At 63.2% G+C, this 15,460-nt stretch carries 15 protein-coding genes; 2 read left to right on the top strand and 13 right to left on the bottom strand.

Features of this window, described 5'->3' with window-relative positions; translation table 11 throughout:
- Positions 1-10: 10 nt before the first annotated feature.
- The 12 genes from FHX11_RS08705 to FHX11_RS08650 all read right to left on the bottom strand — a co-directional run bounded on the left by FHX11_RS08705 (position 11) and on the right by FHX11_RS08650 (position 12,137).
- Positions 11-1,426 carry an ATP-binding protein gene (locus FHX11_RS08705; protein ID WP_184357026.1) on the bottom strand — a complete coding sequence of 472 codons (1,416 nt, stop codon included), beginning with the start codon at positions 1,424-1,426 and terminating at the stop codon, positions 11-13.
- On the bottom strand, positions 1,423-2,181 hold the full coding sequence (locus FHX11_RS08700) for a response regulator transcription factor (protein WP_184357025.1): 759 nt from the start codon (positions 2,179-2,181) through the stop codon (positions 1,423-1,425). The genes FHX11_RS08705 and FHX11_RS08700 overlap by 4 nt, the downstream gene beginning before the upstream one ends.
- A 127-nt stretch (positions 2,182-2,308) precedes the next feature.
- Positions 2,309-3,850 (bottom strand): Do family serine endopeptidase, encoded by a 1,542-nt coding sequence (locus FHX11_RS08695; RefSeq protein WP_184357024.1) that lies wholly within the window; start codon positions 3,848-3,850, stop codon positions 2,309-2,311.
- 167 nt (positions 3,851-4,017) lie between these two features.
- On the bottom strand, positions 4,018-4,491 hold the full coding sequence (locus tag FHX11_RS08690; protein WP_184357022.1) for a cytochrome c-type biogenesis protein: 474 nt from the start codon (positions 4,489-4,491) through the stop codon (positions 4,018-4,020).
- A gap of 137 nt (positions 4,492-4,628) precedes the next feature.
- Complete coding sequence (locus FHX11_RS08685) at positions 4,629-6,617, bottom strand: heme lyase CcmF/NrfE family subunit (RefSeq protein ID WP_184357020.1); 1,989 nt, start codon at positions 6,615-6,617, stop codon at positions 4,629-4,631.
- A complete protein-coding gene (ccmE, locus tag FHX11_RS08680; RefSeq protein WP_184357018.1) occupies positions 6,614-7,063 on the bottom strand; it encodes a cytochrome c maturation protein CcmE in 450 nt (149 codons plus the stop codon). The genes FHX11_RS08685 and ccmE overlap by 4 nt, the downstream gene beginning before the upstream one ends.
- On the bottom strand, positions 7,060-8,211 hold the full coding sequence (gene ccmI, locus FHX11_RS08675; protein WP_184357016.1) for a c-type cytochrome biogenesis protein CcmI: 1,152 nt from the start codon (positions 8,209-8,211) through the stop codon (positions 7,060-7,062). The genes ccmE and ccmI overlap by 4 nt, the downstream gene beginning before the upstream one ends.
- 98 nt (positions 8,212-8,309) lie before the next feature.
- Positions 8,310-8,741 carry a hypothetical protein gene (locus tag FHX11_RS08670; RefSeq protein ID WP_184357014.1) on the bottom strand — a complete coding sequence of 144 codons (432 nt, stop codon included), beginning with the start codon at positions 8,739-8,741 and terminating at the stop codon, positions 8,310-8,312.
- A gap of 91 nt (positions 8,742-8,832) precedes the next feature.
- Positions 8,833-10,230 (bottom strand): HAMP domain-containing sensor histidine kinase, encoded by a 1,398-nt coding sequence (locus FHX11_RS08665; RefSeq protein WP_184357012.1) that lies wholly within the window; start codon positions 10,228-10,230, stop codon positions 8,833-8,835.
- On the bottom strand, positions 10,220-10,891 hold the full coding sequence (locus FHX11_RS08660) for a response regulator transcription factor (RefSeq protein ID WP_184357010.1): 672 nt from the start codon (positions 10,889-10,891) through the stop codon (positions 10,220-10,222). The genes FHX11_RS08665 and FHX11_RS08660 overlap by 11 nt, the downstream gene beginning before the upstream one ends.
- A gap of 135 nt (positions 10,892-11,026) precedes the next feature.
- A complete protein-coding gene (locus FHX11_RS08655) occupies positions 11,027-11,281 on the bottom strand; it encodes a hypothetical protein (RefSeq protein WP_184357008.1) in 255 nt (84 codons plus the stop codon).
- A gap of 547 nt (positions 11,282-11,828) precedes the next feature.
- Entirely contained in the window at positions 11,829-12,137 is a 309-nt protein-coding gene (locus FHX11_RS08650) for a Dabb family protein (protein ID WP_184357006.1), read from the bottom strand.
- Between the two features lie 159 nt (positions 12,138-12,296).
- Here FHX11_RS08650 and FHX11_RS08645 point away from each other — a divergent pair, with 159 nt between their 5' ends.
- Positions 12,297-12,626: an MmcQ/YjbR family DNA-binding protein gene (locus tag FHX11_RS08645; RefSeq protein ID WP_184357004.1), complete on the top strand. Its 330-nt coding sequence runs from the start codon at positions 12,297-12,299 to the stop codon at positions 12,624-12,626.
- Here FHX11_RS08645 and FHX11_RS08640 read toward each other — a convergent pair.
- Positions 12,604-13,089 (bottom strand): YcgN family cysteine cluster protein, encoded by a 486-nt coding sequence (locus tag FHX11_RS08640; protein WP_184357529.1) that lies wholly within the window; start codon positions 13,087-13,089, stop codon positions 12,604-12,606. The genes FHX11_RS08645 and FHX11_RS08640 overlap by 23 nt on opposite strands.
- Before the next feature lie 164 nt (positions 13,090-13,253).
- Between FHX11_RS08640 and FHX11_RS08635 the strand changes: the two genes are divergently transcribed.
- Positions 13,254-15,449, top strand: coding sequence for a PBP1A family penicillin-binding protein (locus FHX11_RS08635; protein WP_184357002.1), 2,196 nt, complete (start codon positions 13,254-13,256; stop codon positions 15,447-15,449).
- The last annotated feature ends 11 nt before the right edge of the window (positions 15,450-15,460 follow it).

The raw sequence follows: 15,460 nt of genomic DNA, 5'->3' as shown, positions 1-15,460 counted from the left end.
CAGGATTAGTCTATTGTTTCTGCATGGGGAAGATCATGGTGACCGTCAATCCGCGTGCCTCCTCGCTTGCCGGATCGGTATCGGAAAGCTCCAGCCGGCCGCCGTGGAGCTCCATGACGGCCTCCACCAGGGCAAGGCCAAGACCGGTGCCGGGCTTGGAGCGGCTGGCATCCAGGCGGAAGAAGCGCTTGATCACTTCGGTCCGCTGATGGGCGGGAACGCCCGGGCCATGGTCGGCAACGGCGAGATGCACGGCATCGGGCGTGCGCGACAATTTCAGCTCCACCGCCTGCTTGCCGGGGCAGCCGGAGGCATATTTGACGGCATTGTCGATCAGATTGAAGATCGCCTGGCCAATCAGCTCGCGATTGCCCTGCACCTCGACATCGGGCTCGATCTCGGCGGTCAGGCTGAGCCCCGCCTCCTCGGCGACCGGCTCGTAGAGCTCGGCGGTATCGGCGACAATGGAGGACAGATCGACGCCGGTCATCTCGGCGGCAACGGAGCCGGCCTCGACGCGGGAGATCATCAGCAGCGCATTGAAGGTGCGGATCAACTGGTCGGATTCGCCGATAATGCCTTCCAGCGCCACGCGACGGCCGTCGCTGTCGGCATGGTCGAGCGCATCTGCCGCCTTGTTGCGAAGCCGCGTCAGCGGGGTCTTCAGATCATGCGCGATGTTGTCGGAGACCTGCCTCAGCCCCTCGTTCAGCTTCTCGATCCGCTCCAGCATGGTGTTGAGCGAGATCGACATGCGGTCGAACTCGTCGCCGGAGCCGCCGATCGGCAGGCGCTGCGAGAGATCGCCGGCCATGATCTTGCGGCTGGCATCCGTCATGCGGTCGATACGCTTCAGCGCGTTGCGGCCAATGCCGAACCAGATGACCAGCGCGCCCAGACCCATGATCGCCAGAGCCAGCATGAGGGCCTGCCGCACCAGCACCCGGAAACGTTCCGGCTCGCCAAGGTCGCGGCCGATCAGGATGCGCAGGCCGTTGTCGAGGAGAAAGATATTGGCGATCGCGAGATGCCGCCGCTCCGGGTCGGGACCGGCATCCGTATAACGCTCATAGGTGAAGGGCAGTTCGGTCCAGCCGGATTCGCCGAGAACGCCGGGCTGCACCGAGGCGACGTTGCCGGCAAGAATATCGCCGGAGGGACTGGCGATGACATAGAGATTGGCGCCGGGCTGGCGGGCGCGGCGCTCCATGGTGCGCAGCAGCAGGTTCAGGCCGCCGACATCATAGGCGCGCTTGACCTGATTGACCTCCTGCTGCACGGCATCGCGGATCTGCCCAGTCAGCAATCGCTCCGACATGGCCGTGACATAGAAGACGAGCGTGGCGGCGCAGAGCGCGAAGAGCAGGATATAGAGAGCGGACAGGCGGACTGCGGTGGACTTGAAGAGGACGCGGAAGCGGCTCATCCCTCGTCCTTGATCATGTAGCCGGCGCCACGAATGGTCTTCAGCAGCGGCTGGCTGAAGTCCTTCTCGATCTTGGAACGCAGGCGTGAGACGTGAACGTCGATCACGTTCGTCTGCGGATCGAAATGGTAATCCCAAACGTTTTCGAGCAGCATGGTGCGGGTGACCACCTGGCCGGCATTCTTCATCAGATATTCGAGCAGGCGGAACTCGCGCGGCTGCAGCGGGATTTCCTTGCCGCCGCGGCGAACCTCATGCGACAGCCGGTCAAGCTCCAGATCGCCGACGCGATAGAGCACATCCTGTTCCGGCGTGCCCTTGCGGCGGCCGAGGACTTCGACGCGGGCAAGCAATTCGCTGAACGCATAGGGCTTCGGCAGATAATCGTCGCCGCCGGCGCGAAGGCCGGTGACGCGGTCGTCGACCTGGCCGAGGGCGGAGAGAATGAGAACCGGCGTATGCACGCCCTTGCGGCGCAGCTCGCTGATGACGGAAAGGCCATCGCGGCGCGGCAGCATGCGGTCGATGATGGCAACATCATAGGCATTCTCCGTGCCCATGAAGAGCCCGCTCTCGCCATCGCTCGCATGGTCGGCGACAATGCCGGCCTCGCGGAACGCCTTGGTGAGATAGGCGGCCGCCTCCAGATCGTCTTCGATAATCAAAATCTTCATGTGGGCAACATTACCCGCCGGGAGCGCCTCGGCACAACCGGAATCGGAAGAGTTCACAGCATGTTGGCCTGCGGTTGTCATCTTCTACCCGCCCTGACTATCGTTCATCGGTTGAGCTCTGTCCCGGACATGGTCCGGGACTCTGGAAACAAAAGAGCCGCGCAAGCCGTGGCCTGCGCGGCTCTCAATTCATTCGGTCGGCCGAAAATCAGCCGGCGGTGATCGGCAGGGCAACGAAGCGGCTGCCGTCGCCGGACTGGATCTGGAACAGCGCGCGGGTGCGGCCATCCTTCTTCGCCTGTTCGATGACCTTGGCGATATCGCCGGCGCTCGAGACCTGCTGGTTGTTGACCGAGGTGATCTTCTCGCCTTCCTTCACGCCCTTGTCGGCGGCATCCGAGTCCGGATCGACGCCGGTGATCGCGACGCCCTTGCCGTCATCGGACGGGCCGATCGTCAGGCCGAGATCCGCCAGCGCCTTTTCCGAAGACGGCTGCTGCGGCTGTGCCGGCTGCGAATTGCCGTCGTTCGAAGCCTGGTTCTGATCGACCGGCAGCGTACCGAGCTCGACGGTGACCGACTGGGCCTTGCCATCGCGCCAGATCGAGACGTCGACCTTGGAGCCCGGCTGCATCGCGCCGATGCGGCGGGCGAGATCGCGCGGGTCCTTGACCGGCTCGCCATTGACGGCGGTCACGACGTCGCCGTTCTTGATGCCGGCCTTCTGGCCCGGAGAGCCATCCTGCGGGGAAACGACGAGCGCGCCGCTCGGCTCGGACAGGCCGAGGGATTCGGCGATATCCTTGGTGACCGGCTGGATCTGCACGCCGAGCCAGCCGCGAGAGACTGTGCCGGACTTGATCAGATCGGCGACGACATTCTTGGCGGTGTCTGCGGGGATCGCGAAAGCGATGCCGACGCTGCCGCCCGACGGCGAGAAGATGGCGGTGTTGATGCCGACCACCTGGCCGTTGAGGTTGAAGGTCGGGCCGCCGGAATTGCCGCGGTTCACGGCCGCGTCGACCTGGATGAAGTCGTCATAGGGGCCGGAACCGATATCGCGACCGCGCGCCGAGACGATACCGGCCGTGACCGTGCCGCCGAGGCCGAAGGGGTTGCCGACGGCAACGACCCAGTCGCCGACGCGAACCTTGTCGTCATCGGCCCAGTTGACATAGGTGAACTTCTTGCCCTTGCCATCGACCTTCAGCACGGCGAGGTCGGTGCGCGGGTCCTTGCCGACCAGCTTGGCATCGAGCTCGGTGCCGTCATTGAGGACGACGACGAAGGCAGCACCGTCGGACACGACGTGATTGTTGGTGACGAGATAGCCGTCTTCGGAGATGAAGAAGCCGGAGCCCTGGGCAACCGGGCGCAGACGGCCCTTGCTGTCCGGCTGGTTCTTCTGCTGGTTGCGGCCCTGCTGCTGTTCGAACTGCTTGAAGAATTTCTTCAGCGGATGATCGTCCGGCAGCTCGTCGAAGCCACGGCCGAGGCCGAAGGAATCGTCATCATCGGCGACCGGATTGACGCGGGATTCGACGCGAACGGAAACGACGGCCGGGGATACGGCGTCGACGACATTGGCGAAGCTCGGGACCTGCGGAGCCTGTACATTGACGGCCTCGGCATAGGAGCGGCTGATCTCGCCCGGAACACCGGTGGCAAGAGCAGCGACAGCAAGACCGGCGACGACAGAAGCTTTCATAGCAGTGCTACGGGACAGGGTGTCCTTGATATTCCTGAACATATGCGAGTTACCTTTTCTTCTCTCGTCCGATTTTCTCTCACCGGCTGGGCCGGCGATGAAGCTCATGGAACATGATATAGGGCTTCGGACCTTACGGCGAACTGTCCGACCCATGAAAAATTGGTAATGTAGGAAAATCCTGCCAGGAAGGGACAGCCGACGCACTGTTACTTGCCAAGAATCTCGTTCAGCCGCTTTTCCTCCTCGGATGTCAGCGGCGTCCCCGTCGGCCGCCCGGCGCGGCGCCGGGCGTAGACGACGAGCGCGAGGCCACCGAGGATGAAAAGCGCGATCGGCGCGGCCCAGAGCAGAAGGGTCTTCTCGCTGAGCCGCGGCTTCAAGAGCACGAACTCGCCGTAGCGGGAGACGATGTAATCCAGCACCTGCTGGTTGCTGTCGCCATTGGTCAGGCGCTTGCGCACGAGAAGGCGCAGATCGCGGGCGAGATCGGCATTGGAATCGTCGATCGACTGGTTCTGGCAGACCATGCAGCGCAGTTCCGCCGAGATCGTCCGCGCCCGAGCCTCCATGGCCGGATCGGGCAGCACCTCGTCCGGATTGACGGCGAAGGCGGTGAGCGGAGCCAGCAAGGGGACAGAGACGAGAAGCAAGCGCAGGACCGCTTTTACCTTCTCCCCCATGGGGAGAAGGCCGCGCGTAGCACGGATTGAGGGGGCGTTGCACCGTGAGGTTACACGGACCATGCCGCGCCACCCCCTCATCCGACCCTTCGGGCCACCTTCTCCCCGAGGGGAGAAGGAAGTGTCACTCGACCCGTTCATTCCGCCGGCTCCATCGCCGGGCGGGCCGGCTTTGCCCTGCGACTCGGCGCGCCGACGCGCAGGCGGCGGTCGCTGAGCGAGACGAAACCGCCGAACGCCATGATGACGGCACCACCCCAGATGCAGAGAATGAACGGCTTCCACCAGATGCGCACCACCATGCCGCCGGCGTTGGTGGGATCACCGAGGGAGACGTAAAGCTGGCTGAGGCCCAGAGTCAGGATGCCCGCCTCCGTCGTCGCCGTGCGATTGGCGGTGAAGACGCGCTTGGAGGAGGAAACTTCCGCCACCGCGACGCCGCCGCGGCTGACGGTGAAATGGGCGCGATCCTCGGTGAAATTCGGGCCGACGCCCGGCTTTGTGCCGTCGAAACGCAGGCTGTAGCCGCCGAGCGCGGCAGTTTCGCCCGGCTTCATATTGGTAATGTTCTCGGTCTCGAAGGTGGTGACGGCCACGATGCCGAGCACGGTGACGCCGAGGCCGGCATGGGCAAGCGCCGTTCCGAAAGTGGAGCGCGGCAGGCCGCTCAGGCGGCGCCAGGCGACGTTGCCCACCACCTTGCCGATACCGGCGCGATACCAGAGGTCTGCGACCGCGCCGAAAACCAGAAAGAAGCCGGCGGCAAGGCCGAGAACGGCCAGAACCGGGCCGCCATGGCGGACATAGAACAGGATGAGGCCGGCGATCAGGGCAAGACCGGCCACCACATAGAGCCGCTGCAGCGCGCCGAGCAGATCGCCGCGCTTCCAGGCGAGCAGCGGCCCGAAGGGCACCGCGATCAGGATCGGCGCCATCAGCAGGCCGAAGGTCATGTTGAAGAAGGGCGGGCCGACGGAAATCTTGTCGCCGGTCAAGGTCTCCAGCGCCAGCGGATAGAGCGTGCCCGTCAGCACGGTGCCGCAGGCGACCGTCAGGATGAGATTGTTCAACACCAGCGCGCCCTCGCGCGAGATCGGCGCGAACAGGCCGCCGGCAGCAAGCCGGGGCGCACGAAAGGCGAAGAGCGACAGCGCGCCGCCGATGAAGATCAGGAGGATGCAGAGAATGAAGATGCCGCGTGTCGGATCGCTGGCGAAGGAATGGACCGAGGTCAGCACGCCGGAGCGCACGAGGAAGGTGCCGAGCAGCGACAGCGAGAAGGTCAGGATCGCCAGCAGCACCGTCCAGATTTTCAGCGCGTCGCGCTTTTCCATGACGAGCGCGGAATGCAAGAGCGCCGTGCCGGCGAGCCAGGGCATGAAGGAGGCGTTCTCCACCGGGTCCCAGAACCACCAGCCGCCCCAGCCGAGCTCGTAATAGGCCCAATAGGAACCCATGGCGATGCCGAGCGTCAGGAAGGTCCAGGCGGCCAACGTCCACGGGCGGACCCAGCGCGCCCAGGCGGCATCGATACGGCCTTCGAGCAAAGCGGCGACGGCAAAGGAGAAGCAGACGGAGAAGCCGACATAGCCGAGGTAGAGCAGCGGCGGGTGGATCGCCAGGCCGATATCCTGCAGCACCGGATTGAGATCCTTGCCCTCGGCGGGCGCCGGGTCGAGGCGGGTGAAGGGATTTGAGGTCAGGAGGATGAAGACCAGGAAAGCCGCCGAAATCCAGGACTGGACCGCGAGCACATTGGCGCGCAGCGTATCCGGCAGGTTCCGCCCGAACAGCGCGACCAGCGCGCTGAACAGCGCCAGGATCAGCAGCCAGAGCATCATCGATCCCTCGTGATTGCCCCAGACGCCGGAGATCTTGAAGATCAGCGGCATCAGCGAATGGGAATTCTCCCAGACGTTCAGCACGGAAAAATCGGAGGCGACATAGGCGTAGGTCAGCACCGCGAAGGAAAAGGCGACCAGGGCGAACAGGACGACGACGCCGACCGGCGCGACATCCATCATCGCGAGATCGCCCCGGCGCGCGCCGACGGCCGGAATGATCGAGACGATCAGCGCCGTCGCGAGCGCCAGCACCAGCGCATAATGTCCAAGCTCGATGATCATTGGCCTGCTTCCTCGCCTTTCCAGACGCCATCCGCCTTCAGCCTGTCGGCCACCTGCTTCGGCATATAGCGCTCATCATGCTTGGCAAGCACGCTGTCGGCAACGAAGACATCGCTGCCCGGCTCGAACTTGCCTTCGGCGACCACCCCCTGCCCCTCGCGGAAGAGATCGGGCAGGATACCGTTGAACCGGACCTTGACCGCATCGCCGCCGTCGGTGACCGAGAACTGGACCTCGGTCCCCTGGCCGCGCACGATGCTGCCCTCGCCGACGAGACCGCCGAGGCGGATCAAGGTTCCCGCGCCGACCGGCGTCTTCGCAAGATCGGACGGCATATAGAAATAGGCGACCGATTGGCTGAAGGCGAAGAGGACGAGCAGCACGGCGGCAGCGATGAACCCCATGCCACCGGCGATGACCGCCAGACGTTTCTGCTTGCGGGTCATTGCTGCGTCTCCTCCATCGGCAGCCCGAGCTCCCTTGCCAGCGCCAGGAGCTGCTGGCCTTCGCCGCCATCGGCGGGGAATACGGCAAGACCGCGCTTCAGCGCATCGGCGGCGCGATCCCTGTCGTTCAGGACCGCATAGGAGCGGATCAGCCGCAGCCAGCCATCGACATTTTTCGGATCGTCCTTGAGCTTGGCATCCAGGCTCTCGACCATGCCGCGGATCATCTGCTGGCGATCGCCGCTGCTCATGGCATCGGCGGCGGCGACCTCCTCGGCGGTGGGATTGCCCGGGGCCTTGGGATTGACCATTCCGCCGGCGCCGGTATCGTCGGGGCTGTTCTTGGCGATATGATCGTTGACCGCGATCATCCAGGGCGCTTCGGGTGGCGATTGTTTCGCCAGTGCGTCGAAGGCGGCTCTCGCTTCCGCCGTCTTGCCGTCCTGTTCAAGTGCCAGTGCCAGATAGAAGAGCGCGCGGGGATTGTTCGCATCGAGCGCCAGGGACTGCTGCATGCTGCTGCGCGCCTCCGCCGTAACGATACCGCCCGCCTTCAGGACCTGCGCCTCGCCCAGGCTGCCGAAGCGCTCGGCGCTGGGGCCAAGCAGGCGGATGACGTTGCGGTAGGCCAGTTCCGCGTCGGCGATGCGGTTGGTCTTGAGATAGATCGGCGCCAGCACCTCCCAGCCCTTGCCGTCATCGGGATTCTGCGCCAGATGCTGCTCGACCTTGACAATGGAAATGGCGAGATCGTTGCCGGGTTGCTCGAGACGCGCCTGCAAGGGCTGCGCGGGCAGTCCGGGCGTGCCCTTGGCGAGATAAAGACAGAGACCGATGGCAGGCAGAACGAGGATGATGAAGGCCTGCGAAAGGCGATAATGGCCGGATCCCGGCGCTTTCGCCCTGTCCAGTGTGTCGGTGGAAACGGCAAGCAGGCGCCGGCCGATCTCGGCGCGGGCATAGCCGGCCTCCTCGGTGGAGATCAGACCGCCGGCAAGATCCCGGTCCAGTTCGCGAAGCTGATCGCGATAGACCGCCGCCTCCCCGGCGCGACCATCGTCAACCGCATTTGCTCCGCGCAAAAGAGGATAGAGCAGGACGGCACCGACAACGGCCGTCAGAACGGCCACGAGAATCCAGAACAGCATAGACGCCCAATACTTTAACCGGGCGCTTATTCCAACCGTCAAAGCCCGGTTGACGAAGATTTGAGGCGTTTGGCCGCGCTTTTCAGACGGACGGAATTCTAGTTCAGCGGCGACCAGGTGCCGTCGTCATTGCGGCAGGCAGCGCCCCGTGCCTGGGTCTGCTTGCCGTCGACGGTGACCGTGTGCCGATACTGGCGGCAGTTCTGCGAACCCACCTGATAGGGAGCGGCTGCCACGACTTCACCGCTGACATTGCTGCCCGACCAGACGACGGGCATGCCGAGCGGCGCGGTTTCCAGCGCCCGATATTCCGCTTCCAGCGCCCGCCGTTGATCATTGTCGCTGAGCTTCACGTCGGTGCGGCCGACAATCCCCCCTTCCAAGGCCGCGATGTACGGCGTCGAAGCCGGCGGCTTGGCAGTGGACAGGAAACTGACGCCGCCGATCTTGCCGCTCGATGTCGAGCAGGAGGACAGGCCGATCACAGCAAAAAGGGAAGGCACGATCAGGAAAAAGGTACGAAGCTTCATACAACCGAACCAGTATCAAAGAGCAAAACCAGAGGTACTGCAATGCAGCATCATCATGACGCGGCACGTCTTTTTGGCATCATGCCGTCCGTCACGCAACATCCTTTGTCACCCCCGGTAGAATGAGGCTGGCCCGGAGGCCGCCGCGGGCGCCGCGGGACAGCTCGAAGCGTCCCTGATATTCGTTGGTGATCTCGCTGACGATCGAAAGCCCGAGGCCGGTGCCCGGCTTGCTTTCGTCCAGCCTGCGGCCGCGCTTCATCGCCTCGCGGATCTGATCGGGCTCGAGGCCCGGCCCGTCATCCTCGACCACCAGCTCCACCCAGTGGCGCCGGGCCGGATCGATGCCCTTGACGTCGGTGGGCGCCTCGTTGGCGGCGATGCGGATCTTATGCTCGGCGAAGCGGGCGGCATTTTCCAGAAGGTTGCCGACCGTCTCCTCCAGATCCTGCTGCTCCATGGCGAGCGCCAGATGCGGCGTCACGGAAAGCTCGAATTCCTTGTCGGTATTCAGACGCCGCATGACGCGGACCAGACGCTCCAGCGCCGGCTCCGCCTCCGTGCGGGCAAGTACGGATTCGCGCTGCGCCGCGATGCGGGCGCGGTTGAGATAGGACTGCACCTGCCCCTGCATGACCTCGGCCTGGTTCTTGACCAGATCGCCATGCGAACGTTCCAGCACGCGGGATTCGTTGAGCAGGACGGCGATCGGCGTCTTCAGCGAATGGGCGAGATTGCCGACCTGCATGCGGGCTCGCTCGACGATACGGCGGTTGCTCTCGATCAGCGCATTGACCTCGTTGGCGAGCGGCAGGATCTCACGCGGGAAATCCCCCTGCAGCCGCTCGCTTTCGCCGGCGCGGATGCGCTCCAGCGCGGCGCGTGCCTTGTCGAGCGGCTTCAGGCCATAGAGAATGGCGAGCGCATTGACGACGAGGCTGCCGACGCCGAAGCCGACGAGCGCGAAATAGAGACTGTGGGAGAAATTGCGGACATCGTCCTCCACCACGGCGACATTGCCGGTGACGCGGAAGCGCGCCGCGCGGCCATCCGTATCCAGCACGACTTCGGTCTCGGCCACCTGCACACGGTTTCCGGAAGCGTCGGTGACGATGTAATAGCGCTCGTAATTCTTGTCGAAGGGCGCTTCCAGCACCGAGAGGACGGGCAAGGTCGCAGCCCCGAGCGAGGGCGAGACCAAGGGCGTCGCCGTATAGGTGCCGAGCGGCTCGACCATCCAGTACCAGCCGGTCTTCGGCTGGGCAAAGCGCAGGTCGCCGAGCTGCGGGCTGCCCGACAGCGCCCCCTGATCGCCGATCGTGACGGAGTTGATGACGTTGTAGAGCTGCGCCCTCAGAAGGTCCTGAAAGCCGCGCTCGGCGCTCTTGCGATAGATATTCGAGATGACAAGGCCGATCACCACCAGCGCCACGGCGGACCAGAGTGTGGTCAACAACAGGACGCGGGCGGTGAGCGACTTAATTCGCATTGGTCGGCGCTTGGATGCGATAGCCGAGGCCGCGGACGGTCTCGATCAGGTCGACGCCCATCTTCTTGCGCAGGCGGCCGACGAAGACTTCGATCGTGTTGGAATCGCGGTCGAAATCCTGATCGTACATATGCTCGACCAGCTCGGTGCGCGACACGACCTCGCCCTTGTGGTGCATGAGATAGGCGAGCAGGCGATATTCATGCGAGGTGAGCTTCAGCGGCTTGCCATCGACCGTCGCCTTCGAGCTCTTGGTGTCGAGGCGCACCGGGCCGCAGACGATCTCGGAGGAGGAATGGCCGGCGGCACGGCGGATCAGCGCCCGGATGCGGGCAAGCACTTCCTCGACATGGAAGGGCTTAGCGACATAGTCGTCGGCGCCGGCGTCGATGCCTGCGACCTTGTCGCTCCAACGGTCGCGCGCCGTCAGGATCAGCACCGGCGTTCCCCGGCCCGCGCCGCGCCATTTCTCGAGCACGGTGATCCCGTCCATTTCCGGCAGGCCGATATCGAGGATGATTGCGTCATAAGGCTCGGTATCGCCGAGAAAATGCCCCTCCTCGCCATCGAAGGCGGTATCGACCACGTAACCCGCTTCCTTCAAGGCGTCGGCAAGCTGGCGGTTCAGATTGACATCGTCTTCGACAATGAGGATGCGCATATTTCGACCCAATTTCCCCGGTTCGAGAAGCAGTACTGCAAATCTGATTCAAGTGGAATCACTTGGCCATAAGATTTTGCGTGAGATTCAAAGTGTTAGAGTGTTCCCTGCATGTGGCGACGACGGTCTTTGCGCCTACATCGGCACTTTCATGGTCACCTTGCGCGGCCGCTGACCGTTGCCCTGAACAAGGACGGTTATGACGCAGCTATCGCCCGAGGGCTGCGCGGAGAGAAGCTGCCCTCCGGTTTTGGCGACAACTTCGGCCGCCGCCTCGCTGCAATCGCTGTTCGCACGCGCCACCAAGGTCGTTGTCGGGGCCGGCGTCGGCAGAACAGTCGAGCCGGCCATGAGCGCCGCCGCTGCTGCTATGCTTAGAAATGATGCCATGCTCCAGACTTCCCATGGGGACATTAACTTGAGCAAATATGTACCCAAACGCGTCTGAATGGCAAATGAATGGGCGGTAATTTTCCACCCGCAAAACGTGCGGCGAGATTTTCTTTCCCTTTAAGCCATTGTGTTGATTGGATTTGTTAGCACTGACGTCGCCGCGCGACAGCCGGTGACCGGCCGAATCCGCCTTGGGCCCCGGCGCACCACAAATCGGCTGACGGCGCCGATATTTTTCCCTTTCAACGTTCCGAAACAAATCCACGGCTTGGGAAAAACTCAGTCATTTTTAATCTTTCTTGATTATCATTTTCTCATAGGCGTCGTCATGACCGACGGCGCGTCGCGGCCGATGCAACCGGCCTTCAAGCGTTTTGCGAAGGTAAGACGCGAAGGGTTCCTTGAGTCTTTTGAATCGCTTGCCGTCATGCCTTCAGACGTTGAGTCGAGGAGGTGAGAGGTTGAGTCATGATCTTCATGCGCAGAATCCGCTCGTGGCGAAATTGATTCCGCCCAAAGATCCAACCAACCGGATTGATTGCGTTTAAGCCGGCTCGCGCACCGCCGCCGTGGTCTCATAGTCCGCCGCGATCCGTAGCTCCCGCAGCGGGCGGACACGCTCGATCGAAAGCTGATAGTTCGGATGCGCCTTGTAGGCGGCCAATGCCGCCTCGTCGTCGAATTCGCCGTAGACGACCAGATCGATGTCCGTGCCAAGCTGATCCGTCTTCACATTCGTGCCGATCTCCAGCAGGCGCGCATGCGGAATGGCCGTCAGGATCGACAATCCGGACCGGACTTCCTCCAGATTGGCGCGGTCGGGAACGGTGAAGAAAACGATGTGGCGGATCACGCGGAGGCTCCCTGTGCATTGCGAAAGCACAGCGCGATATCATGCGTATCCGGTCAATTCAACGACGCTCAGCCCTCGGGCAGCCTGCCGTTTCGTCGCAGCGTGTCCGGGAAAACGTCACCTCCCCCGCAACGTCCCCGCATGCTATGCTTTGACGCCATGACCGATGATGAGCTTGTTGCCTTTGCGCTCAGCCTGCCGGAAGCGATGGAAAGCTCGCATTTCGGCAATCGGGATTTTCGCGTTCGCGGCAAGATTTACCTGGCCCTTCCCAGTCCGGATTTCTGCGTCGTCAAGCTGACACCCGATCAGCAGCAGATGGCGCTGGCAACCGCGCCGGACCATGTCCTTGCCGTGCCAGGCGGCTGGGGAGCGAAAGGCTGGACGCGGGTTTTCCACTCAGTTGCCGGTGAGAACACGATATATGCGCTGGTGCGGCAGGCATGGCGCAACGTGGCGCCGAAATCTATCGCCCCGCCGGAGGATTAGCCTCCATGTCGTCTTCCACCGTCAGCGGCCAGTCGACGACATAATCCTCGAAATCGTCGACGGAGACATCCTCCTCGCTGATCGTGCGGCCGCGCGCCGAGGCGCGGGCGATATGGACGGTCTCCGGATCGCCCGATACCAGCGGATGCCACCAATAGAGATCGCGGCCTTCCTCGACGAGACGATAGGCGCAAGTCGGCGGCAACCATGCCAGTTCGGGAACCTTCTCCGGCGTCAGCTGCACGCAATCGGGCACGAAATCCCAGCGGTTCGGATAGCTGGTGCATCGACAGCTCTCGCCATCCATCAGCTTGCAGCGGACCGAGGTGAAATAGACATCGCCGCTATCCCAATCCTCCAGCTTGTTGAGACAACAGAGCCCGCAGCCGTCGCAGAGGCTCTCCCATTCGGAGGCACTCATCTCAACCAGCGTCTTCTTCTTCCAGAAAGGTATTTCGTCCATCATCTTCATCCTGCCGCCGACACGGGAAAGCCGGCTGCGGCATGCATGTCTCTTGTTCTTTTCCCTAAATCAACCAATTATTCAATGTGCCATTCTATGACAGGATAGGCTTTGCGTCTCCCAAGGGAATACGCAATCGAGGCATTGTGGTCGGGAAGTAAAGCGTGGAAGACCCATCCAACCAGGAAAACGGGCCGGAGACCAAGCCCGACGCGCAGCCGGATGGCCAGGCGGAGAACCGCCCGCGCCGGAAGCGGCATATCCTGCTGCGCATCGATTCCTGGATCGATTCCACGCTTTGGAACGCCGGTTTTCGTCTCGGCGAACTTTGGGAAGACATCACCATCTTCTTTCGCCGCTTCCGCACCCGCGGCTGGAAGCGCATATTTTTCGAGCTGCTCGGGGAAGGACTGACGCTCGGCACGGCTGGCTCGGTGGTGATGCTGATGCTCGCCATGCCGGCTTTCGAGGCGACGCAGGGCGACTGGCGCAATCGCGGCAATTTCGCCGTCACCTTCCTTGACCGTTACGGCAACGTCATCGGCCATCGCGGCATCATCCATGAAAATTCGGTGCCTGTGGACCAGCTGCCCGACTATTTCGTCAAGGCGGTGCTGGCGACCGAGGATAGGCGTTTCTTCGACCATTTCGGCATCGACGTCATCGGCCTGTTCCGGGCACTGACGGTCAATGCCCAGGCCGGCGGCGTCGTCCAGGGCGGCTCGACGCTGACGCAGCAGCTCGCCAAGAATATCTTCCTCAGCAACGAGCGCTCGATCGACCGCAAGATCAAGGAGGCCTTCCTTGCCATCTGGCTGGAAGCCAATCTTTCCAAGAAGGAAATCCTCAGCCTCTATCTCGACCGCACCTATATGGGCGGCGGCACCTTCGGCGCGGCGGCGGCGGCGCAATTCTACTTCGGGAAGAACATCAGCGACGTCAATCTCGCCGAGGCGGCGATGCTGGCGGGGCTGTTCAAGGCGCCGGCGAAATATGCGCCGCATGTCAACCTGCCGGCCGCCCGCGCCCGTGCCAACGACGTGCTTTCCAATCTCGTGCAGAGCGGGCTGATGACCGAGGGACAGGTGATCGCCGCGCGGCGCAACCCCGCTTCCGTCGTCGACCGCGCCCAGATCGAGTCCCCGGATTTCTTCCTCGACTGGGCCTTCGACGAAGTGCAGCGGCTGGCCGCGCGTTTCCCCGAGCGGTCCCTGATCGTGCGCACGACCATCGACATGGGGCTGCAGAAGGCGGCGGAGGATTCGGTCGAATCCAGCCTGATGGAATATGGCGAGCGGTATCATGCCAAGCAGGGCGCCACGGTCGTCATCGAAAACGGCGGCGCGGTGCGTGCCATGGTCGGCGGCCGGGATTACGGCGAGAGCCAGTTCAACCGTGCCACCAAGGCACTGCGCCAGCCGGGCTCCTCCTTCAAGATCTACACCTATTCCGTCGCAATGGAGAAGGGCATGACGCCGACCTCCACCATCGTCGATGCGCCGATCACCTGGGGCAACTGGAGCCCGCACAACTATGAAAACCGCTACGCCGGGAAGGTGACGCTGACGACAGCGATCGCACAATCGATCAACACCATCCCGGTACGCCTCGCCAAGGAGAAGTTTGGCATCCAGCCAATCCGCGACATGGCCAAGGCCATGGGCGTGGAAACGCCGATCCGCAACGACAAGACCATTCCGATCGGCACATCGGAAGTGACTGTGCTCGACCAGGCGACGGCCTATGCCGTCTTCCCGGCCGACGGCCTGCAGTCCCGCCGCCATGGCATCGGGCAGATCGTCGGCTATGACGGCAAGGTGCTTTATGATTTCAGTCACGACGAGCCGCCGGCCAAGCGCGTCCTGACCGAACAGGCGACGGCCTATATGAACCAGATGCTGATCCAGATCCCGCTCGCCGGCACGGGCCGCAGGGCGGCGCTCGACCGCGGCATCCTCGTCGGCGGCAAGACCGGCACGACGCAGGCCTATCGCGACGCCTGGTTCATCGGCTTCAGCGGCAACTACACCTGCGCCGTCTGGTTCGGCAACGACGACTACACTTCCACCAACAACATGACGGGCGGTACGCTGCCGGCCATGACCTTTAAGAAGATCATGGACTATGCCCATCAAGGCATCGTGCTGAAGCCGATCCCCGGCCTCGACAATCCATTCCCGGCGCAGAAGCCGCAGACGGTCGCCGCCAAAAAACCGGCCGATACGCCGGAAAACACCCTGCCGCCACTCATCCGTCCGCGCTCGCTATCGGTGGATTCCACCAAGATCCTGCGCGATCTCGGCGAGAAGCTGAAGACCGCCGCGCCCCTTGCCACACAGAAGGTGGCGACGGCGGAATAAGCCGGGCCGGC

Source organism: Rhizobium sp. BK602, from assembly GCF_014195095.1.
In the GTDB taxonomy this organism is placed as follows: Bacteria; Pseudomonadota; Alphaproteobacteria; order Rhizobiales; family Rhizobiaceae; genus Rhizobium.
The sequence above is the reverse complement of the archived record's forward strand: the minus strand, read 5'-3'. Positions and strand labels throughout refer to the sequence as shown.